At 68.7% G+C, this 11,014-nt stretch carries 11 protein-coding genes and 1 pseudogene; 11 read left to right on the top strand and 1 reads right to left on the bottom strand.

What is annotated here, in order from left to right:
* The 4 genes and pseudogenes from ACK59X_RS35985 to accD all read left to right on the top strand — a co-directional run.
* Window positions 1-125, top strand: a pseudogene (locus ACK59X_RS35985) (N-(5'-phosphoribosyl)anthranilate isomerase); the annotation flags it as partial.
* Window positions 103-1,374, top strand: coding sequence for a tryptophan synthase subunit beta (trpB, locus tag ACK59X_RS35980; protein ID WP_409964383.1), 1,272 nt, complete (start codon window positions 103-105; stop codon window positions 1,372-1,374). The pseudogene ACK59X_RS35985 and the gene trpB, both read left to right, overlap by 23 nt.
* Window positions 1,371-2,180 (top strand): tryptophan synthase subunit alpha, encoded by an 810-nt coding sequence (gene trpA / locus ACK59X_RS35975; protein ID WP_409964382.1) that lies wholly within the window; start codon window positions 1,371-1,373, stop codon window positions 2,178-2,180. The genes trpB and trpA overlap by 4 nt, the downstream gene beginning before the upstream one ends.
* A 96-nt stretch (window positions 2,181-2,276) precedes the next feature.
* On the top strand, window positions 2,277-3,149 hold the full coding sequence (accD, locus tag ACK59X_RS35970) for an acetyl-CoA carboxylase, carboxyltransferase subunit beta (RefSeq protein WP_409964381.1): 873 nt from the start codon (window positions 2,277-2,279) through the stop codon (window positions 3,147-3,149).
* Between the two features lie 66 nt (window positions 3,150-3,215).
* Here accD and ACK59X_RS35965 read toward each other — a convergent pair whose 3' ends face one another.
* Entirely contained in the window at window positions 3,216-3,764 is a 549-nt protein-coding gene (locus tag ACK59X_RS35965; protein WP_409964380.1) for a YggT family protein, read from the bottom strand.
* Between the two features lie 77 nt (window positions 3,765-3,841).
* On the opposite strand from ACK59X_RS35965, the gene ACK59X_RS35960 reads away from it, so the two are divergent.
* Genes ACK59X_RS35960 through ACK59X_RS35930 form a run of 7 tightly spaced genes read left to right on the top strand, consistent with a single transcriptional unit; the run spans window position 3,842 to window position 11,005 of the window.
* Window positions 3,842-4,477 (top strand): LON peptidase substrate-binding domain-containing protein, encoded by a 636-nt coding sequence (locus ACK59X_RS35960; RefSeq protein WP_409964379.1) that lies wholly within the window; start codon window positions 3,842-3,844, stop codon window positions 4,475-4,477.
* Between the two features lie 25 nt (window positions 4,478-4,502).
* The gene (locus ACK59X_RS35955) at window positions 4,503-6,386 is read left to right on the top strand and encodes a polysaccharide biosynthesis protein (RefSeq protein ID WP_409964378.1); all 1,884 of its coding nucleotides are present in this window, start codon (window positions 4,503-4,505) and stop codon (window positions 6,384-6,386) included.
* Window positions 6,383-7,615: a lipopolysaccharide biosynthesis protein gene (locus tag ACK59X_RS35950; RefSeq protein WP_409964377.1), complete on the top strand. Its 1,233-nt coding sequence runs from the start codon at window positions 6,383-6,385 to the stop codon at window positions 7,613-7,615. Before ACK59X_RS35955 ends, ACK59X_RS35950 begins: the two co-directional genes overlap by 4 nt.
* On the top strand, window positions 7,599-8,210 hold the full coding sequence (locus tag ACK59X_RS35945; RefSeq protein WP_409964376.1) for an acyltransferase: 612 nt from the start codon (window positions 7,599-7,601) through the stop codon (window positions 8,208-8,210). The genes ACK59X_RS35950 and ACK59X_RS35945 overlap by 17 nt, the downstream gene beginning before the upstream one ends.
* Window positions 8,203-9,267, top strand: a complete 1,065-nt coding sequence (locus tag ACK59X_RS35940) for a glycosyltransferase family 4 protein (protein WP_409964375.1) — start codon at window positions 8,203-8,205, stop codon at window positions 9,265-9,267. Before ACK59X_RS35945 ends, ACK59X_RS35940 begins: the two co-directional genes overlap by 8 nt.
* Window positions 9,264-10,307, top strand: a complete 1,044-nt coding sequence (locus tag ACK59X_RS35935) for a glycosyltransferase family 2 protein (protein ID WP_409964374.1) — start codon at window positions 9,264-9,266, stop codon at window positions 10,305-10,307. The genes ACK59X_RS35940 and ACK59X_RS35935 overlap by 4 nt, the downstream gene beginning before the upstream one ends.
* The gene (locus ACK59X_RS35930) at window positions 10,304-11,005 is read left to right on the top strand and encodes a class I SAM-dependent methyltransferase (protein ID WP_409964373.1); all 702 of its coding nucleotides are present in this window, start codon (window positions 10,304-10,306) and stop codon (window positions 11,003-11,005) included. The genes ACK59X_RS35935 and ACK59X_RS35930 overlap by 4 nt, the downstream gene beginning before the upstream one ends.
* Window positions 11,006-11,014 lie beyond the last annotated feature (9 nt).

The following is an 11,014-nucleotide window of genomic DNA, read 5'->3' as shown; positions in this document are numbered from 1 at the left end:
GGCCCGATGGCAAGCCCCTGCGGGGCACCAAGGACGCCGACAAGATCCAACGCTTCGTAGCCGCCGTGCGCGCGGCCGATGCACAACTTGCAAAGAACCCCCATGAATTCCTATCAGCAACCTGATCCCTCGGGCCATTTCGGCTCCTATGGCGGCAGCTTCGTCAGCGAAACTCTGACCCACGCGATCAACGAACTGCGCGAGGCCTACGCCCGCTACCAGAACGACCCCGAGTTCCTGGCCGAATTCGAGTACGAGCTCAAGCACTTCGTGGGCCGCCCCTCGCCCGTGTACCACGCAGCCCGCACCAGCCGCGAGCTCGGCGGCGCGCAGATCTACTTGAAGCGCGAGGACCTCAACCACACCGGCGCGCACAAGATCAACAACGTGATCGGCCAGGCCATGCTGGCGCGCCGCATGGGCAAGCCGCGCATCATTGCAGAGACCGGCGCCGGTCAGCACGGCGTGGCCACGGCCACGATCTGTGCGCGCTATGGCCTGGAATGCGTGGTCTACATGGGCTCGGAGGACGTCAAGCGCCAGAGCCCCAATGTCTACCGCATGAAGCTGCTGGGCGCCACCGTGGTGCCCGTGGAGTCGGGCAGCAAAACCCTGAAGGATGCGCTCAACGAGGCCATGCGCGACTGGGTGGCCAATGTGGACAACACCTTCTACATCATCGGCACGGTGGCCGGCCCGCACCCCTATCCGATGATGGTGCGCGACTTCCAGAGCGTGATCGGCAACGAGTGCCTGGAACAGATGCCCGCACTGCTGGTGGAGCAGAAGGTGCCCGCCGAACAGCCCGATGCCGTGGTCGCCTGCGTGGGCGGCGGCAGCAATGCCATGGGCATCTTCCACCCCTACATCCCGTTCGAGAAGACGCGCCTGATCGGCGTGGAGGCCGCCGGCGAGGGCCTCGATAGCGGCAAGCACTCGGCCTCGCTGCAGCGTGGCAGCTCGGGTGTGCTGCATGGCAACCGCACCTTCATCCTGCAGGACGCCAATGGCCAGATCACCGAGACGCACAGCATCAGCGCGGGCCTCGATTACCCCGGCGTGGGCCCCGAGCACGCCTGGTTGCAGGAGATCGGCCGCGCCGAGTACGTCGGCATCACCGACAAGGAGGCCCTAGCGGCTTTCCACCACCTGTGCCGCGCCGAGGGCATCATCCCCGCGCTCGAATCGAGCCACGCCGTGGCCTATGCCATGAAGCTCGCCCAAACCATGCGCCCGGACCAGTCCATCCTGGTCAACCTCTCGGGCCGGGGCGACAAGGACATCGGCACCGTGGCCGACCTGTCGGGCGAGGATTTCTATGACCGCCCTTCCATGCGCGGACTGACCGTCAAAGGCGCGGAGACCAAGGCATGAACCGCATCAGCACCACTTTCGACCAGTTGAAGGCGCAGGGCCGCAAAGCCCTTGTGCCCTACGTCACCGCCGGTTTCCCGTTCGCCGACATCACGCCTGCCCTCATGCACGGCATGGTGGAAGCAGGCGCCGACGTGATCGAACTGGGCGTGCCCTTCTCCGACCCCATGGCTGACGGCCCGGTGATCCAGAAAGCGGGCGAGAAGGCCCTGGCCCTCGGCATCGGCATGGCCCAGGTGCTCGACCATGTGCGCGACTTCCGCAAGCGCAACACCACCACCCCGGTGGTGCTCATGGGCTATGCCAACCCGGTGGAGCGCTATGACCAGGTGCACGGCGCCGGCGCCTTCGTGCGCGATGCGGCCGCGGCCGGCGTGGACGGCGTGCTCGTGGTCGACTACCCGCCCGAGGAATGCGAGGCCTTTGCCGCCAGCCTGCGCGCGCACGGCATGGACCTGAGCTTCCTGCTGGCCCCGACCAGCACCGATGAGCGCATGGCCCAGGTGGCACGCGTGGCCAGCGGCTACGTGTACTACGTGTCGCTCAAGGGCGTGACCGGTTCGGGCGCGCTCGACACCTCGGCCGTGGAGCAGATGCTGCCGCGCATCCGCCAGCATGTGCAGATCCCCGTGGGCGTGGGCTTCGGCATCCGCGATGCGGCGACGGCACAGGCCATCGGCAAGGTGGCCGACGCCGTGGTGATCGGCACGCGCATCATCCAGCTGATCGAGGACCAGCCGCACGAGAAGGTGGTGGCAATCACGGTCGATTTCCTGCGCGGCATCCGCAAGGCACTCGACGCATAATGCAGCCCTGGCGCCCACCCACCGGTGGGCGCCCACTGCTGTTTTACACAGGGTTTTGCCATGCGCCAAGGCCCTGTCTTTGAAGAGGAAAGCACCATGTCCTGGCTCGAAAAACTCCTGCCCGCCAAAATCCAGCAAACCGACCCGACCGAGCGCCGCCAGGTGCCCGAAGGCCTGTGGATCAAGTGCCCGAGCTGCGAAACGGTGCTCTACAAGTCCGATCTGGAGCACAACCAGAACGTCTGCCCGCACTGCAGCCACCACCACCGCATCGGTGCGCGGGCACGCCTGGACGCCTTCCTGGACCCCGAAGGCCGCTACGAGATCGGCCAGGAAGTGCTGCCCGTGGATGCGCTGAAGTTCAAGGACAGCCGCAAGTACCCCGAGCGCCTCAAGGAAGCCCTGGAAAACACCGGCGAGACCGATGCCCTGATCGTGATGGGTGGCGCGGTCAAGAGCGTCAACGTGGTGGTCGCCTGCTTCGAGTTCGACTTCATGGGCGGCTCCATGGGCTCCGTGGTGGGCGAGCGCTTCGTGCGCGGCGTGGAAACCGCCATCGAGCAGAAGGTGCCCTTCATCTGCTTCACCGCCACGGGCGGTGCGCGCATGCAGGAAGGCCTGCTGTCGCTGATGCAGATGGCCAAGACCAATGCGGCGCTCACGCGCCTGGCCAAGAAGGGCCTGCCCTACATCAGCGTGCTGACCGACCCGACCATGGGCGGCGTGAGCGCCGGCTTCGCCTTCGTGGGTGATATGGTGATCGCCGAACCCAAGGCTTTGATCGGCTTTGCCGGCCCGCGCGTGATCGAGTCCACCGTGCGCGTGACCCTGCCCGAAGGCTTCCAGCGTGCCGAATTCCTGCAGACCAAGGGCGCGGTCGACTTCATCTGCGACCGCCGCGAACTGCGCAACACCGTGGCCAGCAGCCTGGCCATGCTGCAGCGCCTGCCGGCCGACGCCGTACTCTGAACGAACGCTGGCCCATCCAAAAAAGCGCCTGTCTCCGACAGGCGCTTTTGTTTGGGGCCCGGTGCTTCAGCGCATGACACCGGCCTGCAGGTGACCCAGCACGATCATCACCACCTGCAGCAGCACCAGCACCACCAGCGGCGACAGATCTATCCCACCGAGCAACGGAATCACTTTCTGGAACGGCCGCAGCACAGGGGCACACAGCCGCCACACCACGTCGGACAGCGGGGAACGGGCCGCAATCCAGGACATCACGGCATGCACGATGAGCAGGCCCATGAGCCCCGACACCGCCACCTTGGCCAGGCCGAACAGCACCAGCCAGGGCAGCCAGGCCCAGGCGGCCGCCGCGCCGATGAGCACCAGCAGCAGCACATACTGCAGCACCTGGAACAGGAGGGCCGCCACCAGGCTCGACAGGTCCCATTTGCCTGCGGGCGAGATCAGCTTGCGCAGCGGCAGGATGATCCAGTCCGTGAGCGCAAAGACCAGCCCGCCAATGGGGTTGCCAAACGGCACGCGCTGCCATTGCATGTACAGGCGCAACAGGCAGGCCCCCGTGAGCAGGCCACCGACGACATCAAGCAGGAACGAAGCGATCTGGAAGAACATGGGAGGGGCAAAAAGGAAAGCGGGCGGTGCGAAAGCAGCCCGCGCCATGGGATGATAGCGGGCCAAGGTCTTCTCCCATGACTCAACCCCTCTCCCTGTCGTCCCTGCCGCTGTTTCCGCTGGGCTCCATCCTCTTTCCCGAAGGCCTGCTGGCGCTGCGCGTGTTCGAGGTGCGCTACCTGGACATGGTGCGCAAATGCCACCAGATGGGCGCGCCCATCGGCGTGGTGTCGCTCACCCAGGGCCACGAAGTGCGCCAGGCGGGAGCCCCCGAGGAACAGTTCAGCGAAATCGGCACCCTGGCCGTGATCGAGCAACTGGACACGCCGCAGCCCGGTCTCATCACCCTGCAGTGCCGCGGCAGCCAGCGTTTTCGCATCGTGCAACGCAGCCACCTGGTTCACGGGCTGTGGATCGCCGACGTGGATCACCTTGCCCCCGACATGCCGGTGCCCGTGCCCGACGACCTGAAGAAGGCCTCGCAGGCCCTGGCCCAGGTACTCACCACCTTGCAGCAGCGCGACCCCGACAGCCCCACAGCCCTGGTACCCACGGCGGCCCAGCTCGACGACTGCGGCTGGGTGGCCAACCGCTGGTGCGAGCTGCTGCCGGTGCCGCTGGAGCTCAAGCAGCGGCTGATGGAACTCGACAACCCCCTGGTGCGCCTGGAACTCGTGGGCGACGTGCTTGAGCGCACGGGCATCGCGCAGTGAGCGCCCTGCCGAAGGTGGGGCTTACGTGCTGAACAACGTCCTGGAGTGGCCCCGCCCGGTCAAGCGGCTGGTGGTGGTGGCGCTGGACATCGCCATGGGCCTGTTCGCCATGTGGCTGGCCTTCACGCTGCGCCTGGATGTCCTGCACTGGCCCGACGAAGGCATGCAGTGGCTGGCCTACGTGCTGGCGCCGGCCCTGGCCTTCCCGATCTTCGTGAACCTGGGGCTGTACCGCGCCATCTTCCGTTACACCGGCATCACGGCGCTCATCACCACGGGCAAGGCCGTGGCCATCTATGGCGCGCTGCTGTTCGCCATCCTGATGCTGGGGAAGTGGACGGGCATCCCGCGCAGCGTGGGCATCCTGCAGCCGGTGATCTTTCTGCTGCTGGTGGGCGCCAGCCGCTCGCTGGGCTGGCTGTGGCTGGCAGGGCAGAACACCAAGGCCCCGCACCGGCTGCTCATCTATGGCGCCGGCTCGGCGGGCGCCCAGACGGCGGCCGGCCTGGTGAGCGCACGCAACTATGTGCTCGAGGCCTTTGCCGACGACGACCGGGCCAAGGTGGGCCGCAGCATCAACGGCGTGCGCGTGTATGCCCCGATCGCGCTGGCCGAGGTGGTCCGGCGCCTGCGTATCACCGACGTGCTGCTGGCGCTGCCCAGCGTGTCGCGCCAGCGCCGCAACCAGATCATCCAGAACCTGCGCGACCTGCCGGTGCGCATACGCACCATCCCGGGCCTCACGGACCTGGCCAGCGGCCGCGTCACGGTGACCGATTTCCAGGACCTGGACCTCGAAGATCTGCTGGGCCGCGACCCCGTGGCCCCCGACCCTGCGCTGCTGGGCCGCCACATCCGCGGCCAGGTGGTGATGGTCACGGGCGCGGGCGGCAGCATCGGCAGCGAGTTGTGCCGTCAGATCACACGCCAGGGCGCAGCGCGCCTGCTGCTGGTGGACCACAGCGAGTTCGCGCTCTACAGCATCCACCAGGAGCTGCAGTCCATCGTGCAACAAGAGGCCCTGGCCTGCGAGCTGGTGCCGCTGCTGGCCAGCGTGGCCCATGCGCAGCACATGCTGGACCTGTGCCGGGCACAGCGTCCCCGCACCATCTACCACGCGGCGGCCTACAAGCACGTGCCCATGGTGGAGGCCAATGCGGGCGAAGGCATCCGCAACAATGCCTTCGGCACCCTGCACATGGTGCGCGCCGCCATCGCGGGCGGCGTGGAGAACTTCGTCCTCGTCTCCACCGACAAGGCCGTGCGCCCCACGAATGTGATGGGCGCGAGCAAGCGCGTGGCCGAACTGGTGCTGCAGGCCGTGGCATCGTGCGCAAGCCAGCCCGGAGCGGTGCAGACCCGCTTTTCCATGGTGCGCTTTGGCAATGTGCTGGGCTCCAGCGGCAGCGTGATCCCGCTGTTCCGCGCCCAGATCGCCGCTGGCGGTCCTATCACGGTGACGCACCCGGAGGTGATGCGCTATTTCATGACCATCCCGGAGGCCGCGCAACTGGTGCTGCAGGCCGGAGCCATGGCCCAGGGCGGCGAGGTCTTCGTGCTCGACATGGGCGAGCCCATCCCCATCCTGGACCTGGCCCAGCGCATGGTCGCGCTGTCGGGCCTGAGCGTGAAGGCCCCGGACCATCCCGAGGGGGACATCGAGATCGTCTTTACCGGCCTGCGCCCCGGAGAAAAACTCTACGAGGAGCTGCTGATCGGCGATGGCGCACAGCCCACGGCGCACCCGCGCATCCTGCGCGCCCATGAGGAGTACCTCGCCTGGGACGTGCTGCAAGGCCGGCTGCAGGCCCTGGAGCAGGCCATCCACCAGGGCGACATCGCGACCATGATGTCCTTGCTGCACGAGCTGGTGCCAGGGTTCCACCAGGAGCCCCAGGCCCTGCCATGAGCGCCAGGCTGCTGAGCGCCACGGCCACCCTGCTGACCGGCAGCGTGGTGGCCCATGCGCTGCCCCTGCTGCTGGGTCCGGCGCTGACGCGCCTGTACACGCCAGCCGAATTCGGCCAGTTTGCCCTGCTGTGGGCCATTGCCACCAACCTGGCCGTGGTCGGCTGCGCGCGCTACGAATTCGCGCTGCCGCTGGAAAAGGACGACGCCGATGCTGCCGAACTCATGGCCCTGTGTGCCCGCGTGCTGCTGGCGGTCACGGCCTGCGCCGTGGTGGCAGGCAGCGTGGTCGCGGCTGTGCAGGACATGCCGCTGGCCTGGGCACTGCCGCTGGCCGTGCTGTCCATCGCGGCAACGCAGTGGCTCACGCTGTGGGCCACGCGCTCGCAGCGCTTTGGCTTGTTGTCCCTTGCGCGGCTGGTACAGCACGGCGGCGGCGCGGTTCTGCAACTGGCGCTGGGCCTGCTCAAGATCGGCGCGGCGGGCCTGCTGGCCGGTGCCGTGGCGGCGGGGCTGGTGGCCGCCGCCGCCCTGGCACGGCCGGCACCTGCCGGGGGCTGGGCGGTGCTGTGGCGCGCTCCCTTTGCATCGCTGCGGTCCATGGCTGCGAAGCACCGGGACTTCCCACTGCTCAACACACCGCATGCCTTCATGGGGGCGCTGCAGGACACGCTGACGCTGGTGGCGGTGGCGGCCTGGGCAGGCGGTGCAGCGGCCGGCCTGTGGGCCCTGTCGCTGCGCTACCTCAAGGCACCGGCCACCCTGCTGGGTGGTGCGCTGTCGCAGGCGCTGTACCCACAGTTGCTGCAGGCCCGCACTGCAGGCGAGGCCCGCGCCCTGGTGCGCAAGAGCATGCTGGCGCTGGCCGCCATCGCCCTGCCGATGATGGCGGTGCTCATGCTCTGGGGGCCCTTGCTGTTCACCACCGCGTTCGGCCCGCAGTGGAGCGAGGCCGGTCCGCTGGTGCGCGCCATTGCCCCCTACATCGCCCTGCACTTCATCGCCTCGCCGCTGTCGGTGACCACGCTGGCCTGGCGTGCGCAGGGCTGGGCCCTGCGGCTCGCGCTGGTGGGACAATTGGCCTTCTTTGCCGGGCTGCTGGCCGGCCTGGCCCTGGGGGGCCTGGAAGGTGCAGCCTGGGGCATTTCGGCTTCCATGCTGCCTTACTTCGCCTACTACTTTCTCACCCTTGCCCAGTGGAAAAACATCCCCGATGAAAGCCTGGCTTAACCGCGTGCGGCGCAAGCTCTGGCGGGCGCTGCTGTTCCGCATGGTGTTTGGCGAGCGTGCGCCCGGCGGTACGCTGCTGGCGCACACACGCATCGCGCCCAGCACTTGCATCGAAGGCGAGCAAGGCCTTGTGCTGGCCGACCATGTGTTCATCGGGCAGTTCAATTTTCTCGACGCAACGGCGGGCCTTCACATCGGCGAGGGCGTGCAGATCACCAATTTCGTGAGCATCGTCACGCACAGCTCGCACCGCTCCATCCGGCTGTTGGGGCGCGGCTATGCCACCCATGCGGGCGGCGAGGTGCCCGGCTACGTGAAGGGCGCTGTGCACATCGGCGCCTATACCTTCGTCGGGCCGCACAGCCTGATCGAGGCCGGCACGCGCATCGGCCGCGGCGCGCTGGTCTGCGCCTATTCGCAGGTGCGCGGCGAGGTGCCCGACTTCGCCATCATGGCCGGTGCCCCGGCGCGCCAGGTGGGCGACGTGCGCACGGCCGATGCGGCCCTGCTGGCGCAGTACCCCGAATGGGCCGAGCACTACCGTGCCTGGGCGGGCGATCTGCCGCAATCGACGGAGGCCGGTGCCCATGGCTGAGGTACCGAAACACCTGTGCCTGCTGGGCGACGCCACCAGCCCGCACATCCAGCGCTGGGCGGCGGAGATGCGCGCGCGCGGCTACCGCGTGTCGCTGGTCACGGCGCGCCCGGCTCCCGTCGAGGGCGTGGAGCAGAAGGTGCTGGCGCCCGTGCGCCGCTCGACCGACTGGCTGCTGCGCGCGGGGCAGGCCCGGCGCTATGTGCAGGCCCTGGCGCCCGACATCGTGCATGCGCACTACACCACCTCGTACGGCTACGTGGGCGCGCGCTGCGGGCGCCACCCGCTGGTGATGACGGCCTGGGGCAGCGACCTGCTGGTGACGCCGCACCAAAGCGCGCTGATGCGCTGGCTCACTGGCTGGACCCTGCGCCGCGCCGACCTCATCACCGGGGATTCGCAAAGCCTGCTGGATGCCGCACGCAGCTACGGCCCCGCCTGTCCCGTGCAGGAGATCCACTGGGGCGTGGACCTCGCGCGCTTCGCGCCCGCCCCCTGGGCCGGCAAGACCGGCCTGCAGATCGTGAGCCTGCGGTCGTGGGAGCCCAACTACAACATCGACACCATCGTGGAGGCCGTGGCCACCCTGGTGGCACGCCAGCCCGAGGCGGGCGTGCAATTGCACCTGCTGGGTGGCGGCTCGATGGAGGCGGCGCTGCGCGCGCTGGTAGCCGCTCGCGGCCTGCAGCAGCGCGTGCTGTTCCACGGCCGCCTGGACGACGCGGGCATGGCACGGGTGCTGGCACAGGGCAAGCTCTCGGTCTCGGTACCCACGAGCGATGCGACCTCGGTCTCGGTGCTCGAAAGCATGGCCTGCGGCCTCACGGTAGTGGCCAGCGACCTGGACGCCAACCGCGCCTGGCTCGATGCCAGCGTACTGGTACCCCCGCGCGATGCGGCCGCGCTGGCGCGCTGCCTGGAGGCACTGGTCACGGACGATGCGCGCATGCAGCGCCATGGACAGGAAAATGTGCGGCGGATCGCGCGCGATGGCGACCGCGCCGTGCAGATGGACACAATGGACCGACTTTATCGAGAACGGATGGGCACCCTATGAACGTGCCCAAGGACATCCCGGCACAGGACCTGCGCTGGGTCAGCGTGATCGCGCCCTGCCGCAACGAGGCAGCGCACATTGCCGCCTTCTGCGACAGTGCGCTGGCGCAGGTGCTGCCTGCGGGTTGGCAGATGGAAGTGCTGGTGGCCGATGGCTGCAGCGACGACGGCACGCGCGAGCTGCTGGTTGCGCGCAGCACAGCGGACCCGCGGCTGCAGTGGGTGGACAACCCGGGGCGCATCGTCTCCACCGGGCTCAATGCCTGCATCGCCCGCGCGCGCGGCGAGGTCATCGTGCGGCTGGATATCCACACCCGCTTTGCGCCCGACTACGTGGCGCGCTGTATCGAAACGCTGGCACGCACTGGCGCCGACAACGTGGGCGGCCCCTGGGTGGCCGAGGGCACGGGGCCCATGGGCTGCGCCGTGGCCGCGGCCTTCCAGTGCCGCTGGGTGGTGGGCGGTGCACGTTCGCGCGACACCAGGTACGACGGCGAAGTGGACACGGTCTACCTGGGCTGCTGGCCGCGCACCGTGTTCGATCACATCGGTGGATTCGACGAGGCCCTGGTGCGCAACCAGGACGACGAGCACAACCTGCGCCTGCGCCTGGCGGGCGGACGCATCTGGCAGAGCCCGCAGATCCACTCGCTCTACCACCCGCGCAACTCGCTGCGCCATTTGTTCGCGCAGCAGCGGCAGTACGGCTACTGGCGCCCCTTCGTGATGCGCAAGCACGGGCAGCCCGGTTCGATGCGCCAGCTGGTTCCTGCGGCCTTCGTCGCGGCGCTCGCGCTGTTCGCGCTGTGCACGCCCTGGACGGTGCTGCCGCTGGCGGCGCTGGTGGCGGTCTATGCCGCCTATGTGGGCTGGGCATCCGTCTCGGCCGCGCACGGTGCGGGCCAGTGGGGCCTGCTGGTGCGCCTGCCGGTGGTGATTGCCGCCTACCATCTGGCCTATGGCCTGGGCACCTGGCGTGGCCTGTGGGACGTGCTGCGCGCGCGCGCACCGGACAGCCAATTCGCCCGGATCACGCGATGAGCCATGGCACCGAACCCCAGGCGGTGCAGGCGCGCTACGCGCGCCGCGATGGCGCGCAGGATGCCCTGCGCTACCAGCTGATGGCCAGCCCGTCGGCCTTGCAGGCGCAGCAGGAGCGACTGCGCGCCCTGGTGACATTGTGGAACGCCCATGGCTGGAGCAGCCTGGCGGACCTGGCCATCACCGAAGTGGGCTGCGGCACGGGCGGCAACCTGCAGGACCTGCTGCGCCTGGGTGCCAGCCCCGCACGCCTGCAGGGGCTGGAACTGATCGCCGAGCGTGACGTGCAGGCGCGTGACGCGCTGCCCGCTGCCGTGCGCATTGTGGAGGGCGATGCCACCCTGGCGCCGGTAGCTGACGGCAGCCAGCAGGCGGTGCTGGCCTTCACCCTGTTCAGCTCGCTGCTGGACCCGGCCTTCCGGCGCCACATGGCAGAGACCCTGTGGCGCTGGGCGGCACCGGGCGGCGGCGTGCTGGTCTACGACTTCGTGGTAGACAATCCCAACAACCCGGATGTGCGTGGCATACCGCTGGCTGAACTGCGCCAGCTGTTTCCCCAGGCGCAGGTGCAGTCGCGGCGGATCACGCTGGCGCCCCCGCTGGCGCGCCGCCTGCCTGCCGCCTGCCTCGCGCCGGCATCCGCGCTGCTGTACCCGCTGCGCACCCACCGCCTGACCTGGCTGTCCAAGCCGCACTGAATCTCGCTC

This window comes from Acidovorax sp., from assembly GCF_046339755.1.
Classification (GTDB): Bacteria; Pseudomonadota; Gammaproteobacteria; order Burkholderiales; family Burkholderiaceae_C; genus Acidovorax.
Note: the sequence above shows the minus strand (reverse complement) of the source record. Positions and strands in the feature narration are given on the sequence as shown.

Bases quoted from the DNA above. Each gene is read 5' to 3' on its own strand.
- trpB (WP_409964383.1), top strand. From the start codon at position 103: ATGAATTCCTATCAGCAACCTGATCCCTCGGGCCATTTCGGCTCCTAT.
- trpA (WP_409964382.1), top strand. From the start codon at position 1,371: ATGAACCGCATCAGCACCACTTTCGACCAGTTGAAGGCGCAGGGCCGC.
- accD (WP_409964381.1), top strand. From the start codon at position 2,277: ATGTCCTGGCTCGAAAAACTCCTGCCCGCCAAAATCCAGCAAACCGAC.
- ACK59X_RS35965 (WP_409964380.1), bottom strand. From the start codon at position 3,764: ATGTTCTTCCAGATCGCTTCGTTCCTGCTTGATGTCGTCGGTGGCCTG.
- ACK59X_RS35960 (WP_409964379.1), top strand. From the start codon at position 3,842: ATGACTCAACCCCTCTCCCTGTCGTCCCTGCCGCTGTTTCCGCTGGGC.
- ACK59X_RS35950 (WP_409964377.1), top strand. From the start codon at position 6,383: ATGAGCGCCAGGCTGCTGAGCGCCACGGCCACCCTGCTGACCGGCAGC.
- ACK59X_RS35945 (WP_409964376.1), top strand. From the start codon at position 7,599: ATGAAAGCCTGGCTTAACCGCGTGCGGCGCAAGCTCTGGCGGGCGCTG.
- ACK59X_RS35940 (WP_409964375.1), top strand. From the start codon at position 8,203: ATGGCTGAGGTACCGAAACACCTGTGCCTGCTGGGCGACGCCACCAGC.
- ACK59X_RS35935 (WP_409964374.1), top strand. From the start codon at position 9,264: ATGAACGTGCCCAAGGACATCCCGGCACAGGACCTGCGCTGGGTCAGC.
- ACK59X_RS35930 (WP_409964373.1), top strand. From the start codon at position 10,304: ATGAGCCATGGCACCGAACCCCAGGCGGTGCAGGCGCGCTACGCGCGC.